Raw genomic sequence first — 19,397 nt, forward strand, 5'->3', positions numbered from 1 at the left:
GTGTCCGGTGATCCGCGCCGCAGCTGGCCCCTTTCGGTGGCGCAGCGAGGCATCTGGTTCGCGCAGCGGCTCGATCCCACGAGCCCGGCCTACAACACCGCCGAGTACCTGGAGATCACGGGTCCGCTCGAGGTGGCATCGCTGGAGGACGCGCTGCGCCGGGTGGTGGCGGAGACCGACACGCTCAATGTCGGCTTCACCGAGGGCGACGACGGCCCCCGGCAGGTGTACGCGCCGGTGTCCGACTGGCCGTTCCCGGTGCTCGACGTGTCCGGGGAGCCTGATCCGCGCGCCGCCGCCGAGGCGTGGATGCGGGCCGAAGTGGCGCGTCCGGTGAGCCTGGAGTCCGGCCGGACCTTCGTCCTCGCGCTCCTGCGGACCGGGGACGCCCGCCACGTCCTCTATCTGCGCGGCCACCACCTGGTCACCGACGGATACATGTGCGCGCTGTTCGCGCACCGCGTGGCCGAGGTGTACACCGCCCTGGTGCGCCGTGAGCCGGTGCGCGAGGACGGCAGCGGCTCGCTGGACTTGCTGCTGGCCGACGACGCGGCGTACCGCGGATCGGAACGCTTCGCCGGTGACCGGGACCACTGGCTGGGCCGGCTGACGGACCGCCCCGAACCGGTGAGCCTCTCGGGGCGGACCGGTGCCGTCTCGCGGAGCTTCCACCGGCACACCGCCCGGATACCGGCCGCGACCACGGCCGGACTGCGGGCGCTGGCACGCCGATTACGGGTCGGTTTCCCCACCGTGCTGATGGCCGCCACAGCCGTGTACCTGAGCCGGACCACCGGCGCCTGCGACGTGGCCCTCGGCATCCCGGTGACCGGGCGGACCGGCGCCGGACGCGGCATCCGCGGGCCGATGTCCAACGAACTGCCGCTGCGGCTGGACATCCGGCCCGCGATGACCGGCCGGGAGCTGCTGCGGCACGTCACCGACGAGGCCCGGCAGTTGCTCAGGCACCAGCGCTACCGCTACGAGGATCTGAGCCGGGAGCTGGGGGCGGTGGCCGGTGGTCGGCGCCTCTTCGGCCCGACGGTCAACGTGATGCCCTTCCTTTACGACCTGGCCTTCGGCGAGGCGCGGGCCGTCCCCGGCAACCTTTCGATCGGCCCGGTCCAGGATCTCTCCCTGTGCGTCGACGACCGCGCCGGTGACGGCACGCCGCGCCTCCACCTGGACACCAACCCGGCGGTGTACGACGCCGACGACGGCGCCGCCCACGGGCGCCGCGTCCTGCGCCTGCTGGAGAGCTTCGCGACGGCCGGTCCGGAGACACCGATCGGCCGGCTCGACCTGCTGCCGCCCGACGAGCGCGCACGCGCGGTGTCACCCGCCCCCGCACCCCGCCACGACGCCCTGCCGCACACACTGCCGCGGCTGTTCGAGGAACAGGCCGCCCGCACCCCGGACGCCATCGCGGTGACCGGCGGGGACGCCGCCCTGACCTACGCACAGTTGGGCGACCGGGCCAACCGGCTGGCCCGGCTGCTCATCGACCGCGGGGCCGGGCCGGAACGGCTGGTGGCCGTGGCACTGCCACGCTCCGCCGACCTGGTGGTGGCCCTCCTCGCGGTGGTGAAGGCGGGCGCGGCGTATCTGCCGGTCGACCCCGGCTATCCACCCGAACGGATCGCGCTCACACTGGCCGACGCCGACCCGGTGTGCCTGGTCACCACGGGCGACGTGGCCGCACGGCTGCCGCACGGCACGGACGCCGCGCTGCTGCTCGACGCGGACACCACCCTCCGCGCCCTGGCCGCCACGCCCGGCGGCGACCTCACCGACGCCGACCGCACCGGGCCGCTGGACCCCGCACACCCGGCGTACGTGATCTACACCTCCGGATCGACCGGCACCCCCAAGGGCGTGGTCGTCCCGCACCGCAACGTGGTGCGGCTGTTCACCGGGACCGAGGCGTGGTTCGGTTTCGGCGCGGACGACGTGTGGACGCTGTTCCACTCCTTCGCCTTCGACTTCTCCGTCTGGGAGATGTGGGGCCCGCTGCTGTCCGGCGGCCGGCTGGTCGTCGTACCGCACGACGTCGGCCGCGCCCCCGGGGAGTTCCTGGACCTGCTCGTACGCGAGCGGGTCACCGTGCTCAACCAGACCCCGTCCGCCTTCCACCAACTGATCCGCGCCGTCGAGGAGGCCCAGCGCCCGGCGGAACTCGCCCTGCGCACCGTCATCTTCGGCGGCGAGGCGCTGGACCCCGGCAGGCTGCGGGACTGGTACGCGCGCCACCCGGCCGACGCCCCGCGGCTGGTGAACATGTACGGCATCACCGAGACCACGGTGCACGTCACCGCGGCGCCGCTCGGCGAGGCCGACGCCATGGCCGAGTCGCCCCGCGGCGTCATCGGCGAGCCGATCCCCGACCTGCGCGCCTACGTGCTCGACGGCGCCCTCCAGCCCCTTCCCCCCGGCGTCACCGGCGAGCTGTACGTGGCGGGGCCCGGTCTGGCGCGCGGCTACCTGGGACGCCCGGGGCTGAGCGCGGAACGGTTCGTGGCCGACCCGTTCGGCCCGCCGGGGACGCGGATGTACCGCACCGGGGACCGGGCCCGGCTCCACGAGGACGGCCGGCTGGACTACGCCGGACGCGCCGACGACCAGGTGAAGCTGCGCGGGTTCCGGATCGAGCCCGGGGAGATCGAGGCCGCGCTCGCCCGCCACGAGGCGGTCGCCCGGGCCGTGGTGCTCCTGCGGGAGGACCGGCCCGGCGACCAACGGCTGGTGGCCTATGCGGTCCCCGCGCCCGGCACCCGCCCCGAGGCGGCCGGGCTGCGGGCGTACGCGGCGCGGATCCTGCCCGCACACATGGTCCCGGCAGCCGTCGTCGTGCTGGACCGGCTGCCGCTGACGGTCAACGGCAAGCTCGACCGGGCCGCACTCCCGGCCCCGGAGTTCACCCCCGCGGGGGCCCGGCGCGAGGCGCGCGACGCGACCGAGCGGCTGCTGTGCGGGCTGTTCGCCGACGTCCTCGGCGTGGAGCGGGCCGGGATCGACGACGGCTTCTTCGACCTCGGCGGGGATTCCCTGCTGGCGACCCGGCTGCTGAGCCGGATACGGACCGCGCTGGGCACCGAACTCCCGCTGCGCACCCTGTTCGAGGCCCCGACCGTGGCGGGTCTCGCCGCGGCGCTCGCCGCGGCGGACGGACCCACCCGGCCGCCGCTGCGCCCCATGGAGCGGCCCGAGGCGGTCCCCCTCTCCTCCGCCCAGCGCCGGCTGTGGTTCCTCAACCGGCTGGAGGGGCCGGAGGCCGGGGCCGACTACAACATGCCGTTCGTGCTGCGGCTGGACGGCACGCTCGACCCGGCCGCCCTGCGGGCCGCGCTCACCGACGTGGTGTGCCGCCACGAGCCCCTGCGCACGGTCTTCCCCGAGTCCGACGGCGCGCCCCGGCAGACCGTGCTCGACCCCGCCGACGCCGCCGTCACCCTGCCCGCACGCCACGTCGGCCCGGCCGAACTGGACCGTGCCCTGGCCGCGAGTGCCGCCACCGCCTTCGACCTGACCCGCGAAACCCCGCTGCGCGCCGAGCTGTTCACCCTCGGCCCGGACCGGTACGTGCTGTCGGTCGTGGTGCACCACATCGCCGGGGACGCGTGGTCCATGGTCCCGCTGGCCCGCGACCTGTCCACGGCCTACGCGGCCCGGCTGCGCGGCGGGCCGCCGCGCTGGGACCCGCTGCCGGTGGCCTACGCCGACTACGCGCTGTGGCAGCGGGAACTGCTGGGCGACGAGGCCGACGAGAACAGCGCCGTCGCGCGCCAGGTCGCCTACTGGGCCCGCGCGCTGGCCGGGCTCCCCGCCGAACTCGACCTCCCCACCGACCGCCCCCGCCCCGCCGTGCCCGGTCACCGGGGCGGCACCGTGCCGGTGCGCCTGGACGCCGCCGCGCACCGGCGGCTCGCGGCCCTGGCCGAACGCCACGGGGTGACGCTGTTCATGGTGCTGCGGGCCGGGCTCGCCGCGCTGCTCACGCGGCACGGCGCGGGCACCGACATCCCCGTGGGCACGCCCGTCGCGGGCCGTACCGACGAAGCCCTGGACGACCTGGTCGGCTTCTTCGTCAACACCCTGGTGCTGCGCACCGACACCTCCGGCGACCCGGCGTTCGGCGAACTCCTCGCCCGCGTACGCGAGACGGACCTGGCCGCCCACGCCCATCAGGACGTGCCCTTCGAGCGCCTGGTCGACGTTCTCAATCCCGCCCGGTCGCTGAGCCGCCACCCGCTGTTCCAGGTGCTGCTGACGTTCAACAGCGGGCTGCGACCGGCCGTCGACCTGCCCGGTCTGCGCGCCGTCGCCGAGCGGGTGGAGTCGGACACCGCCAAGTTCGACCTGGCGCTCAACCTGACCGGGGCCACCACGGACGACGGCGACCCGGCCGGTATCGAGGGCTACGCCTCGTACCGCGCCGACCTCTTCGACCGCGCCACCGTCCGGGCCCTGGCGGACCGCTGGGTACGGCTCCTGGAGGCGGCCGCCGCCGACCCGGACCGGCCCCTGTCCCGCCTGGAGATGCTGAGCGCGGCCGAGCGCCACCGCCTGCTGACCGAGTGGAACGACGCCGGCGCACCCGGCCGGCGGCCGCCCGCGCTGCTGCCGGAGCTGTTCGCGCGGCAGGCCGCCGCCACCCCGAACGCCCCCGCGGTGGCCGCGCCGGACGCCGAATGGTCGTACGCCGAGGCCGACGCCCGGGCGAACCGCCTTGCCCGGCTGCTGATCTCTCTCGGGGCCGGCCCGGAGCGGGTGGTCGCCGTCGCGCTGCCCGGCTCCGCCGAACTCGTCGTCACCCTCCTCGCCGTGCTCAAGTCCGGCGCCGCCTATCTGCCGATCGACCTCGCCCAGCCCCGTGAGCGCGTCTCCGTCCTGCTCGGTGACGCCGCCCCGGCCCTGCTGGTGACGACCCGGCAGGCGGCTGCCGACCTGCCCGCGCACCCCGGTTCCCTGTTGCTCGACGACCCCGGGACCGTAGGGGCGCTGGAACGGCAGCCCGCCACGTGCCCCCGCGACACCGACCGGATCGCTCCACTGCTGCCCGACCACCCCGCCTACGTCATCTACACCTCCGGCTCCACGGGCACCCCCAAGGGCGTGGTGGTCGGCCACCGCGGCCTGGCGGACTACGTGACCCGCGCCCGGCGCGTCTACACCGGCCTGGACGGGACCGTCCTGGTCCCCACCGCGCTCGCCTACGACCTGGCCGTCACGGGCCTGTACGGCGCCCTCACCTCGGGCGGATGCGCGGTCGTGGCCGCGCTGGACGACGGCCCCTGGCTGACGGCGCGGCTGGCCCGCTCCCCGGTCACGTTCATGAAGGCCACCCCGAGCCATCTGGCGCTCCTGGCCGCGCTCCCCGAGGCGTTCGCCCCGGTGAGGCAGCTGATGCTGGGCGGCGAGGCGCTGCCCGCCGGGCCGCTCGCCGCCTGGCGCGTTCGCCACCCGCAGGTTTCCGTCGTCAACCACTACGGTCCCACCGAGACCACGGTCGGATGCCTGGACTTCCCCCTCGCCCCGGGCGAGCCCACGGACACCGCAACCCTCCCGATCGGCCGCCCCATGACGGGCATGCGGGCCTATGTGCTCGACGACCGGCTGCGCCCGGTGCCGCCCGGTGTCACCGGCGAGCTGTACATCGCCGGCCCCCAGCTCGCGCGCGGCTACCTCAACCGGCCGGGGCAGACCGCGCAGCGGTTCGTGGCGGGCCCCTTCGGTGCGCCGGGGGAGCGGATGTACCGGACCGGGGACCTGGCCCGGTGGGCCACGGACGGGACGCTGATGTTCGCCGGCCGCGCCGACGACCAGGTCAAGGTCCGGGGCCACCGGATCGAACCCGGCGAGGTCGAGGCCGCGCTGACCACCCACCCGGCCGTCGCCCAGGCGGCGGTGGCGGTCCGCGAGGACCGGCAGGACGACCGGCGGCTGGTGGCCTACGTCGTCCCGGCCGGCGACGCGGAACCGGACCCCGAGGTCTTACGCGCGCACCTGGCGCGGCGGCTGCCCGAGGCCATGGTCCCGGCGCTGTTCACCACGCTCGACGCGCTTCCGCTGACCGCCAACGGCAAGGTCGACCGGCACGCCCTCCCCGCGCCCGCCCGGGCCCGGACCGGCGCGAGCCGCCCGCCGCGCGGCCCCGAGGAGGAGATCCTGTGCGGGCTGTTCGCCGAGGTCCTCGGCGTGGACCGGGCCGGGATCGACGACGGGTTCTTCACCCTCGGCGGCCACTCCCTCCTCGCCACCCGCCTGGTCAGCCGCGTCCGCACCGTACTCGGCGCGGAACTCCCCATCCGCGCCGTGTTCGAGACCCCCACCGTGGCCGGTCTCGCCGCCCGGCTGACCGGGGCCCACGGCCGCAGACGCCCCCCGGTGCGCCCCCGTGCGCGCCGCCCCGAGGCGATCCCGCTGTCCTACGCGCAAGCCCGGCTGTGGTTCCTGCACCAGCTGGAGGACGCCGCCCCCAACTACAACCTGCCGTTCGTCGTACGCCTCGAAGGCGACCTCGACCACGCCGCCCTCACCGCCGCCCTCGGCGACGTGGTGACCCGCCACGAGAGCCTGCGCACCGTCTTCCCCGACACCGGCGGCGTACCGCACCAGGTCGTGCTGGACGCGGGTTCGGCAGCCGCCGCGGTCGAGCTGCCGGTGCGCCGGATCGACGACACCGGGGAGCCGGGGCGGGCCCGCCTCGCCGAGGCCGTCGCCGCCGCCGCGGCCCACCGGTTCCAGCTCACCCACCGGACACCGCTGCGCGCCGAACTCCTCGCGCTCGCCCCGGACACCCATGTGCTGGTGGTGGTCATCCACCACATCGCCGGTGACGGCTGGTCCAACGGCCCGCTGGCCCGCGACCTGTCCACCGCCTACGCGGCCCGGCTGCGCGGTGAGCCGCCGCGGTGGGACCCGCTGCCCGTCCAGTACGCGGACTACACGCTGTGGCAGCGGGAACTCCTGGGCGGCGAGGACGACCCCGACAGCGTCCTCTCCGGACAGATCGCCTACTGGACGCGCACCCTGGACGGGCTGCCGGAGGAGCTGACCCTGCCCACCGACCGGCCCCGCCCCGCGGTCGCCGGATACACCGGCGGAAGCGTACCGATCCGCATCGACGCGGACCTGCACGCCCGGCTGGACGCGCTGGCCCGCGCATCGGGCGCGAGCCTGTTCATGGTGTTGCAGGCCGGTCTCGCGGCGCTGTTCACCCGCCTCGGCGCGGGCACCGACATCCCGCTGGGCAGCGCGATCGCCGGACGCACCGACGACGCCCTCGACGGCCTCGTGGGCTTCTTCCTCAACACCCTCGTGCTGCGCCTGGACACCTCCGGCGACCCCGGGTTCACCGACCTGCTGGCCCGGGTGCGGGAGACCGCGCTCGCCGCCTACGCCCACCAGGACGTGCCGTTCGAGCACCTGGTGGAGGTCGTCAACCCGGCCCGGTCGGCGGCCCGGCACCCGCTGTTCCAGACCATGCTGACCCTGCACAACAACGCCGAACCCCGGCTGGAGCTGCCCGGGCTGCGGGTGAGCCCGGACATGGCCGAGGTGGGCGCGGCCAAGTTCGACCTCTCCTTCGGCCTCACCGAGGCGCGCGGTCCGGCCGGTGAGCCCGAAGGGCTCGGCGGCGTCCTGGAGTACAGCGCCGACCTGTACGACCACGCCACCGCCGAGCGGCTCCTGGCCCGCTACCTACGGCTGCTGCGCGCCGCGGCCGCCTACCCGGACGCGCGCATCGGAAGCCTGGAGATCCTGGCCCCCGCCGAGCGACGGCGGATCCTCACCGACTGGGCGGGCACCACCGCCGCCGCCCCCGGCCTCACCGCGCCCGAACTGTTCGAGCGGCAGGCGGCGCTGACCCCGGACGCGCCGGCGGTGGTCGCCGGTGGCGAGACGCTGACGTACGCCCGGCTGCGCGCGCGGGCCGACCGGCTGGCCCGGCGGCTGGCCGAGCGCGGCGTCGGCCCGGACACCCTGGTCGGGCTGTGCGTGACCCGTTCGGCCGCGATGGTGCCCGCGGTGCTGGGCATCTGGAAGGCGGGCGGGGCGTGCGTACCGCTGGACCCGGGATACCCCGAGGAGCGTCTGGCGTTCATGCTCGCCGACTCCGGGGTGAGCGTCCTGGTGGCCGAGGAGGCGGCCACCGCGCGGCTGGGCGGCCACACCGCGGACCTGGTCCCGCTGGACGACCTGGACGGCTCGGGCGACTCGGGCGACGAGGAGCCGTCCGGCGAGCCGCTCCCGCCGCGCGCCGTCCGCCCCGACCACGCCGCGTTCGTCGTCTACACCTCCGGATCGACCGGGGTGCCCAAGGGCGTGGTCCTGCGGCACGGCGGCATCGCCAACCTCTACGCCTCCCACCGGACACGCGTCTTCGCCCCGGCGGCACGGGCGTCGGGAGGGCGGCTGCGGGTGGCGCACACCGCGTCACTGTCGTTCGACTTGAGCGTCGGCCAGCTGCTCGGCCTCCTCGCAGGCCATGAACTCCACGTGATCGACGAGGACACCCGCCGCGACCCCGCCGCGCTGGGCGCCTACGTACGACGGCACCGGATCGGCTACCTGGCCGTCTCCCCGACCCTCACCCGGGAACTCCTCGCCCTCGGCCACCTCGGCGGCGACGGACACCAACCCGCCGCGATCGTGCTCGGCGCGGAACCCACCGGCCCGGCGCTGTGGCGGGAGCTGCGCGCCCTGCCCGCCACCGAGGTGCACAACTACTACGCGCCCAGCGAATGCACCGTCGACGCCATCGGCGCCACGGTCGCGAGCGCCGAACGGCCCCGCATCGGACGGCCGGTCCCCGGCATGGCGGCGTACGTCCTCGACGCCGGGCTGCGCCCGGTCCCGCCCGGTGTGGTGGGCGAGCTGTACCTCACCGGCGCCCAGCTCGCCCGCGGCTACCACGGCCGCCCCGGACTGACTGCCGTACGCTTCGTGGCCGACCCGTTCGGGCCGCCCGGGACGCGGATGTACCGCACCGGCGACCTGGGCCGCTGGACCGCCGACGGGGCGCTGGAATTCGCCGGACGAGCCGATGACCAGGTGCAGATCCGCGGTTTCCGCGTCGAACTCGGCGAGGTCGAGGCCGTCCTGTCGCGCCACCGCGACGTGACCCACGCCGTGGCCGTCGTACGGGAGGACCGCCCCGGCGACCGGCGGCTGGTCGCCTACGTGGTCGCCGCGCCCGGAGCGGTCCCGGACCCGGCCGCCCTGCGGGCGCACACCGCCCGGAGCCTGCCGGAGTTCATGGTGCCCGCCGCGGTCGTCGTGCTCGACGTGCTGCCGCTGACGCCGAGCGGAAAGGTGGCGCGGCGCGCCCTGCCGGCCCCGGACCCCACCGCGTCCGTGGGCGGCCGTGGGCCACGCACTCCGCGCGAGGAAACGCTGTGCGGGCTGTTCGCCGAGGTGCTGGGGTGTGCCCGTCCCGGGATCGACGACGGGTTCTTCACCCTCGGCGGGCACTCCCTCCTGGCCACCCGGCTGATCTCGCGGGTCCGCGCCGTACTCGGCGTGGAACTGGCCGTGCGGGACGTGTTCGAGGCGCCCACGGTGGCGGGCCTGGCCGCCCGGATCGAGGACACGGACGGCCAGGTGCGGCCCGCGCTGCTCCCGGCCGCGCACCGCCCGGATCCGATGCCGCTGTCGTACGCGCAGGCGCGGCTGTGGTTCCTGCACCAGCTCGACGGCGCCGGCGCCGCGTACACCATGCCGCTCGCGCTGCGGCTGCGCGGTGCCCTGGACCGCGCCGCGCTGACCGCCGCCCTCGCCGATGTGACCGCGCGGCACGAGATCCTGCGCACGGTCTACCCCGACACCGGCGGCACCCCCCGGCAGCTCGTGCTCGACCCCGAGCGGGCCGCTCCCGCCCTTCCGGTCCGCGAGATCGACGATGCCGCGCTCGCCGGGGCGCTGGCCGCGGCGGCCGGGCACCGGTTCGACCTGACCGCCGAACTCCCGTTGCGGGCCGAGCTGTTCGCCCTCGGCGCGGATGACCACGTGCTGCTGCTGGTGATGCACCACATCGCGGGTGACGGCTGGTCGAACGTGCCGTTCGCCCGGGACCTGTCCGCCGCCTACGCGGCGCGCCGCGACGGCCGGGCCCCGGGGTGGGCGCCGCTGCCCGTCCAGTACGCCGACTACGCCCTGTGGCAGCACGACCTCCTCGGCAGCGAGGACGACCCCGGCAGCCTGCTCTCCCGCCAGGTGGCGTACTGGACGCGGGCCCTGGCCGACCTGCCGGAACAGCTCACCCTCCCCACCGACCGGCCGCGCCCCGCCGTCGCCTCCCACCGGGGTGGCCGGGTGCCGTTCACCGTGGGCGCGGCGACCCACGCCCGGCTCCGCGACCTCGCCCGGGAGGGCGACGCGAGCCTGTTCATGGTGGTGCAGGCCGCGCTCGCCGCCCTGCTCACCAGGCTGGGGGCGGGTACCGACATCCCGCTCGGCACCCCGGTCGCGGGCCGCACCGACGACGCGCTGGACGACGCCGTCGGATGCTTCGTCAACACCCTCGTCCTGCGCACCAGCACCTCGGGCAACCCGGCCTTCACCGAACTGGTGGCACGCACCCGCGAGACCGGCCTGGCCGCCTACGCCCACCAGGACGTGCCGTTCGAGCACCTGGTCGACGTGGTCGAACCGACCCGTTCGCTGGCCCGCCACCCGCTGTTCCAGGTGATGCTGGCGCTCCAGAACACCGACGCCGTCCCGCTCGGCCTGCTGCCCGGACTGGAGGCGGGCCCGCTGCCGGTGCCGACCACGGCGGTGAAGTTCGACCTCGCGTTCACGGTGACCGAGGAGACCGGCCCGGACGGCGGGACGGCCGGGATCAGCGGCGTCCTGGACTACGCGAGCGACCTGTTCGGCGCGGACACGGCCCGGGGCATCGCCGACCGCTTCGTCACGCTGCTGGAGGCGGTGGCCGCCGACCCGGCGCGGACCCTGGCCGACCTTCCGGTCCTCGACGAGGCCGAGCGCGAGCGGGTCGTGACGGTGTGGAACGACACCGGGCACCCGGTCCCGTCCACCACCCTGCCCGAACTCCTCGCGGCACAGGCCGCCCGCACACCGGATGCCGTCGCCGTGATCGCCGACGGCACCACCCTGTCCTACCGGGAGCTGGACGCGTGGGCGAACCGGCTCGCCCACGGCCTCATCGCGCGGGGCGCCGGGCCCGAGCGGGTGGTGGCGGTCGCCCTGCCCCGCTCGGCCGAACTCGTCGTCGCGCTGCTGGCCGTCCTCAAGTCCGGCGCCGCCTACCTCCCCGTCGACCCCGGTCTCCCGGCCGAACGGGTCCGCCTCATGCTCGACGACGCCCGCCCGGTCCTCGTCCTGGACGACCCGGCGCACATCCGGGACCACGAGGACCGGCCGGACACCGATCCGGGCGTCGCGCCGGCGCCCGCGCATCCCGCGTACGTGATCTACACCTCCGGCTCCACCGGCCGTCCCAAGGGCGTGGCCGTGCCGCACGCGGGCATCGTCAACCGGCTCCTGTGGATGCAGGACGCCTACCGGCTGGAGCCCTCCGACGCCGTCCTGCAGAAGACCCCGTCCGGGTTCGACGTCTCGGTGTGGGAATTCTTCTGGCCGCTGATCACCGGCGCCCGGCTGGTCGTCGCCCGCCCCGGGGGCGACAAGGACCCCGCGTACCTGGCGTCGGCGATCCGCGAACACGCCGTGACGACCGTGCACTTCGTCCCGTCGATGCTGCGGGCCTTCCTCGACACACTGGACGAACCCGCCGTGGCCGGCCTCACCGGACTGCGCCGGGTCCTGTGCAGCGGGGAGACGCTCCCCGCCGATCTGGCCGGGCGGGCGCGGAAGATCCTGGGCACGCCGCCGCACAACCTCTACGGGCCCACCGAGGCGTCCGTCGACGTCACCGCCTGGGCCTGCGACGACGAGCCGGACACGGTGCCGATCGGCCGGCCGGTCCGGAACACGCGGACCTACGTCCTGGACGCGGGCCTCGGCCCGGTACCGCCGGGCGTCACCGGAGAGCTGTACCTGGCAGGCGTCCAGCTCGCCCGGGGATACCTGAACCAGCCCGGGCTGACCGCCGAACGGTTCGTGGCCGGTCCGTTCGGCCCGCCGGGGGAGCGGATGTACCGCACCGGTGACCTGGCCCGCTGGCGGGCGGACGGGGTCCTGGAGTTCGCCGGGCGGGCGGACGACCAGGTGAAGGTGCGCGGGTTCCGGATCGAGCTGGGCGAGGTGGAGGCCGTGCTGGCCCGGCACGCCACGGTCGGGCACGCGGTCGCCGTGGTGCGCGAGGACCGGCCCGGCGACCGGCGTCTGACGGCGTACGTGGTGCCCGCGCCCGGGTCCCGGCCGCCGCATCCGGACGAGCTGCGGGAACACGTAGCCGCCGCGCTGCCCGAGTTCATGGTGCCCGCCGCGATCGTCGTGCTCGACACGCTGCCCCTCACCCCGAGCGGCAAGCTGGCGCGCCGGGACCTGCCGGCCCCGGATCCGGCGGGCGCGACCGGTGGCCGTGCGCCGCGCACCGCGCGGGAGGAGATCCTGTGCGGGCTGTTCGCCGAGGTGCTGGGGTGCGCCCGTCCCGGGATCGACGACGGGTTCTTCACCCTCGGCGGGCATTCGCTGCTCGCCACCCGGCTGATCTCCCGGGTCCGCGCCGTGCTCGGCGCGGAGCTGACCGTGCGGGACGTCTTCGAGGCGCCCACGGTGGCGGGGCTCGCCGCCCGGATCGACGCCGGGGGAGACGACCGGCGGCCCGCCCTGCGCGCCACGGCACACCGCCCGGACACCGTGCCGCTGTCGTTCGCGCAGGCCCGGCTGTGGTTCCTGCACCGGCTGGAGGCGTCGGGACCGACGTACAACATGCCGTTCGCGCTGCGCCTGGCCGGGGACCTCGACATCGCCGCGCTGCACGCCGCCCTGAACGACGTGGTGGCCCGGCACGAGACGCTGCGCACGGTCTACCCCGAGGCCGCCGGGGTCCCGCACCAGGCCGTGCTCGCCCCGGGGAAGGCTTCCGTCGCCCTTCCGGTCCGCGAGATCGACGATGCCGCGCTCGCCGGGGCGCTGGCCGCGGCGGCCGGGCACCGGTTCGACCTGACCGCCGAACTCCCGTTGCGGGCCGAGCTGTTCGCCCTCGGCGCGGATGACCACGTGCTGCTGCTGGTGATGCACCACATCGCGGGTGACGGCTGGTCGAACGTGCCGTTCGCCCGGGACCTGTCCGCCGCCTACGCGGCGCGCCGCGACGGCCGGGCCCCGGGATGGGCGCCGCTGCCCGTCCAGTACGCCGACTACGCCCTGTGGCAGCACGACCTCCTCGGCAGCGAGAACGACCCCGGCAGCCTGATCTCTGCCCAGATCGCCCACTGGACGCGCACCCTCGACGGGCTGCCCGAGGAACTGGGTCTGCCCACCGACCGGCCCCGCCCGGCGGTCGCCGGCCACCGGGGCGGACGGGTGCTGTTCACCCTCGACGCCGGACTGCATCTGCGGCTCGCGGAACTGGCCCGCGCACACGGCACGACCCTGTTCATGGTGGTGCAGGCCGGGCTCGCCGCCCTGCTCAGCCGGGTCAGCGGCAGCACCGACATCCCCATCGGCAGCGCCATCGCCGGACGCACCGACGAAGCCCTCGACCACCTCGTCGGCTTCTTCGTCAACACTCTCGTGCTGCGCGTGGACACCTCGGGGGACCCCACCTTCGCCGGTCTGCTGGAGCGGGTGCGGGAAACCGACCTGGCCGCCTACGCCCACCAGGACTTGCCCTTCGAGCGCCTGGTCGAGCTGCTCAACCCGGCCCGGTCGGCGGCCCGGCACCCGCTGTTCCAGGTGATGCTGACGCTGCAGAACAACGCCGAGCCCGAGTTCGCCATGCCCGGCCTGCGGGTGACCCCCGACGTCGCCGAGACCGACGCGGCCAAGTTCGACCTGCTGTTCAGCCTCACCGACCGCTACACCGAGACCGGCCACCCGGACCGCCTCGACGGGGTGCTGGAGTACAGCGCCGACCTGTTCGACCACCCCACCGCCGAGGCCCTGGCGGCGCGCCTGGTGCGGCTGCTGGAGGCCGCGGCGGCCGGGCCGGACCGGCCGATCAGCGTCTTCGGCCTCACCGACGCCGCCGAGCGCGAGCGTCTGCTGGGGACGTGGAACGGCGCGGTGTCCCCGCTGCCGCCCACGACCCTGCCGCGGGCGTTCGAGGAACAGGCCGCGCGGACACCGGACGCGGTCGCCGTGACCGACGGCGGCACCGACCTGACGTACGCCGAGCTGAACGCGCGGGCCAACCGGCTGGCGCACGCGCTCATCGGCCGCGGCGCCGGCCCGGAGCAGGTGGTGGCGGTCGCCCTGCCGCGCTCGGCCGGTCTCGTCGTCGCGCTGCTCGCCGTACTCAAGGCGGGCGCCGCGTACCTGCCGCTCGACCCGGACCACCCGGCCGAGCGGCTCCGCTTCCTGCTCGACGACACCCGCGTGGCCTGCGGGCTCACCCTGGGCGCGCTCGCCGCGGACCTGCCAGGACCGCGCTCGCGGTGGCTCGCCATCGACGCCCCCGCCGTGGTACGGGTCGCCGGGGAGCAACCGCCGAGCGATCCGACGGACGCCGACCGGACGGCGGACCTGCGTCCCGCGCATCCCGCGTACGTCATCCACACCTCGGGCTCCACGGGCCGGCCCAAGGGCGTGCTCGTCGAGCACCGGGCGGTGGCGGCCTACCTGGCGTTCGCCCGCGAGGCGTACCCGGGCACGGCCGGGACGGCGCTGCTGCACTCGGCGGTCACCTTCGACCTGACCGTCACGGCGCTGTTCGCGCCGCTCACCAGCGGCGGGCGGGTGCTGATCGGGGATCTGGCACCCGGGGCGCCGGCGCCCGGACCGTACACGTTCCTCAAGGCGACGCCCAGTCACCTCGCCTTGCCCACCATCCCGTCCGGGCGGGACGGGCGGGACGGGACCGTCACGCCGGTCGCGGACCTGGTCGTCGGGGGCGAGCAGCTCACCGGCGAACTGCTGGGCCCCTGGCGGCGGGCGCAGCCGCAGGCCACGGTGGTCAACGAGTACGGGCCGACCGAGGCCACGGTGGGCTGCGTCACCTACCGGGTGCCGCCCGGCGCCGCCGTCCCGGACGGCCCGGTGCCGGTCGGGCGGCCCGTCCCGAACACCCGGGCGTACGTGCTCGACGCCGGACTGCGGCTGGTGCCGCCCGGCGTGACGGGGGAGCTGTACCTGGCCGGGGCGCAGCTCGCCCGCGGCTATCTGAACCGGCCGGGGCTCACGGCGGAGCGGTTCGTCGCCGACCCGTTCGGCGGGCCGGGGGAGCGGATGTACCGCACCGGGGACCTGGCCCGGTGGACTTCGGACGGCCACCTGGTCTTCGCGGGCCGCGCCGACGAGCAGGTCAAGGTACGCGGCCACCGGATCGAACCGGCGGAGATCGAGGCGGTGCTGTCCCGGCACGAGGCCGTGGCGCGGGCGGCGGTCGTCGCGTGGGAGGACCGGGCGTCCGGCACCCACCTGGTGGCCTACGTCGTCCCGGCGGCCGGCGAGCGGCGGGACGGCGAGGCGGCACGGGCCCAGCTCGCCGAGTGGCAGGAGGTGTACGACTCCCTCTACGGCCCCGGGCGCGCCGACGCCGAACCGGCCTCGTTCGGCGAGGACTTCGCCGGGTGGACCAGCAGCTACGACGGGCGACCGATCCCGGTCGGGCAGATGCGCCGGTGGCGCGACGCCACGGTCGCGCGGATCCGTGAACTGCGGCCGCGCCGGGTGCTGGAGATCGGCGTGGGCAGCGGCCTGCTGCTCGCCCGCCTCGCACCGGACTGCGAGACCTATTGGGGAACCGACATCTCGGCGGACGCCGTCGAAGGGCTGCGGGCCCAGGTGGCCGCCCGGGAAGAGCTGGCCGGGCGGGTGGAGCTGCGCGTCCAGTCCGCCGCGGACACGGGCGGCCTGCCGGCCGGCTTCTTCGACACGGTGGTGATCAACTCGGTCGTCCAGTACTTCCCGGACGCCCGCTACCTCACCAGCGTGATCGACACCGCGCTGGGGCTGCTGGCCCCCGGCGGGGCCGTGTTCCTCGGAGACGTGCGCGATCTGCGGCTGCTGCGGTGCCTGCACACGGCGGCACAGTTGCGCCGCGCCGCGCCCTCCACCGACGGCGCCGTGCTGCGCCGGGCGGTGGACCAGGCCCTGCTGATGGAGAAGGAACTGATGCTGGACCCCGCGTTCTTCACCGCGCTCGCCGCGCGACGCGACGACATCGCCGGGGTCGACCTCCAGGTGAAGCGCGGCGATTACGTCAACGAGCTGAGCCGCTACCGGTACGACGCCGTCCTGCACAAGACGCCCGCCGTGTCCCGCCCGCTGGAGACCTCCCCGGAACTGCGGTGGGGCCACGACGTGTCCGGCATGGACGACCTGGAACGGCGCCTGACCGGGCACCGCGGGCAGGCGCTGCGGGTGACCGGCGTACCGGACCAGCGGATCGCGGACGAGGTCGCCGCCCTGCGCGCCCTGGACGAGGGCCGCCCGCCCGCCGGACTGCTCGGCCTCCTCGACGCCGCGGAGCGGTCGTCGGCGCCGGAACTCGGCCCGGACGCCTTCCACGCGCTGGGCGGGCGCACCGGCCACCGGGTCGCGGTGACCCGCTCCGGCGACACCGCCGACCACCTCGACGTGCTCTTCGTGACCCCGGAAGCCCCCGGCCGGGCGACGACCGCGCTCGGTGGCGTCCACCGCCCGGCGCCGGCCGCCGCCACCACACCGCCCGAGGCGTTCGCGAACGACCCGGCGGCCTCGCGGCAGCGCGCCGGACTGGCCGCCGAGCTGGCCACGGCGCTGCGCGAACGGCTGCCCGCGTACATGGTGCCGACCGCGGTGACGGTCCTCGGTGAACTTCCCCTGACCGCCCACGGCAAGCTCGACCGGGCGGCGCTCCCCGCGCCGTACCTCGGTTCCGTGGCGGGCTCGCGCCCGCCCGCCTCCCCGCGCGAGCGGACCCTGTGCGACCTGTTCGCGCAGGTGCTGGGCGTGGCGTCGGTCGGCGTGGACGACAACTTCTTCGACCTCGGCGGGCATTCGCTGCTGGCCACCCGGCTGATCAGCCGCATCCGCTCCGCCCTCGGCACCGAACTGCCCGTGCGGGCCCTGTTCGAGGCGCCCACGGCCGCCGGGCTCGCCGAGCGGCTGGACGAGGCGGAGCACCGGGCGGACGCGGCCCGGCCGGCCCTGCGGCCGATGCCCAGGCCCGATGTGGTGCCGCTGTCGTTCGCGCAGACGCGGCTGTGGTTCCTGCACCGGCTGGAGGGGCCGGGCGCGACGTACAACATGCCGGTCGCCCTGCGCCTGCGCGGTGAGGTGGACCGGACGGCGCTGCGGAGCGCGCTGGCGGACGTCGCGGCGCGGCACGAGAGCCTGCGCACCGTGTTCCCCGCGGTCGGCGGGGTGCCCCGGCAGGTCGTCCTGGACGCGGCCGCCGCCCGCCCCGAACTGATCGTCCGGCACATCGGCGAGCCGGGGCTGCGCGACGCCTTGCGCGAGGCGGCACGCTACCCGTTCGACCTCGCGGCCGACCTGCCGCTGCGGGCGGAGCTGTTCGTCATGGGCGAGCGCGAACACGTCCTGCTGCTGGTGGTGCACCACATCGCCGGGGACGGGTGGTCGATGGCCCCGCTGTCCCGCGACCTCGCCACCGCCTACGCCGCGCGGTGCCGCGGCGGGGCGCCGTCGTGGGCGCCGCTGCCGGTCGGCTACGTGGACTACACGCTCTGGCAGCGCGCGCTGCTGGGCGACGAGGACGACCCGGACAGCCGGTTCGCCCAGGAGGTGGCGTACTGGACGAAGGCCCTGGCCGGCCTGCCCGAGCAGCTCGCGCTCCCGGTGGACCGCCCCCGCCCCGCCGTCTCCACGTACCGCGGCGAGATGCTGGGCTTCGGCCTGAGCCCAGCCCTGCACGGCCGGCTGGCTGGCCTCGCCAGGGCCGGGGAGGCCAGCCTGCACATGGTGCTGCACGCCGGTCTGGCCGCCCTGCTCACCCGGCTCGGCGCGGGTACGGACCTGCCGATCGGCAGCGGGGTCGCCGGGCGCCGGGACGAGGCGCTCGACGACGCGGTCGGCCTCTTCGTCAACACCCTGGTGATGCGCACCGACACCTCGGGCGATCCGTCGTTCGCCGCCTTGCTCGACCGGGTGCGGGAGACGGCGCTGACCGCCTACTCCCACCAGGACGTGCCCTTCGAGCACCTGGTGGAGGTGCTGAACCCGGTCCGGACCCCGAACCGCCATCCGCTGTTCCAGGTGGCCCTGGTCCTGCAGAACACCCCGGAGGCGGGGCTGGCCCTGCCCGGCGTCGAGGTGACGCCCGAACCCGTGGGCGTGGGCGCCTCGCGGTTCGACCTGTTCTTCAGCCTCACGGAACGCCCCGCGCCGCCGGGAGCGGCTGGTGGCTCCTTCGGGGGAGTGCGCGGAACGGTCGAGTACAGCACCGACCTCTTCGACCGGGGGACGGTCGAGGCGATGGTGGCGCGGTGGATCCGGCTGCTGGAAGCGGTCTGCGCGGATCCGCACCTCCCCATCGGCCGGGCCGACCTGCTCAACGCCGCCGAACGCGGCCGCATGCTGGGCGGCGGGGCCGGCCGGACGATCCCGCCGGACTGCCTCCCGGCGCTGTTCGAGCGCCAAGTGGCGCGCGACCCCGGAGCGCCGGCGGTCCTCGCGGGGGACGAGGTGCTGACGTACGGGGAGCTGAACGCCCGGGCCAACCGCCTGGCCCATCTGCTGATTTCCCGGGGCGCGGGACCCGAGCGGATCGTCGCCCTGGCCTTCCCGCGCTCCGCCGACCTGATCGTGGCGGTCCTCGCGACGCTCAAGGCGGGGGCGGCCTACCTCCCGCTCGACCTGAACTACCCGGCCGAGCGCATCGCGTTCATGCTCGACGACGCCCGCCCCGCGCTGCTGCTGACGGGCGGCACCGGCGGCGCCCGGGTGCCCGGCGCCGACGGCCTGCCCCGGCTGGACCTGGACGACGCCCGGGGCCGCTCACGCGCGGACCTGGCCACCCGCCCGGCCGCCGACCCCGGTGACACCGACCGGGCACGCCCGCTGACGCCCGCACACCCGGCCTATGTGCTCTACACCTCCGGCTCGACCGGACTGCCCAAGGGCGTGGTCGTCACCCACGCCGGTGCGGCCGCCCTGGCGTCCGCACACCGGGAGTCCCTCGGCGCGGGGCCGGGCAGCCGGGTCCTGCAGTTCGCCTCGCCGAGCTTCGACGCGGCGTTCTGGGAGCTGTGCATGGCGCTGCTGACCGGTGCTGCGCTGGTGGTGGCCCCGGCCGAGCGGCTGCTGCCCGGGCCCGGCCTCGGCGCGGTGGTGGCCGAGCACGGTGTGACGCACCTGACCGT

Annotated in this window: 1 protein-coding gene (cut by a window edge); it reads left to right on the plus strand. The window is 75.7% G+C overall.

Annotation, left to right across the window (positions count from 1 at the left end; all coding sequences use genetic code 11):
* A protein-coding gene (locus ABZ562_RS00100) for a non-ribosomal peptide synthase/polyketide synthase (protein WP_361471642.1) crosses the window boundary here: on the plus strand, nt 1-19,397 show its 5' portion. 3,685 nt of this gene lie beyond the right edge of the window; 19,397 of the gene's 23,082 nt are visible here — the first part of the coding sequence; it begins with the start codon at nt 1-3; its stop codon lies off the right edge, out of view.

This window comes from Streptomyces sp. NPDC019937, assembly GCF_040631655.1.
In the GTDB taxonomy this organism is placed as follows: domain Bacteria; phylum Actinomycetota; class Actinomycetes; order Streptomycetales; family Streptomycetaceae; genus Streptomyces.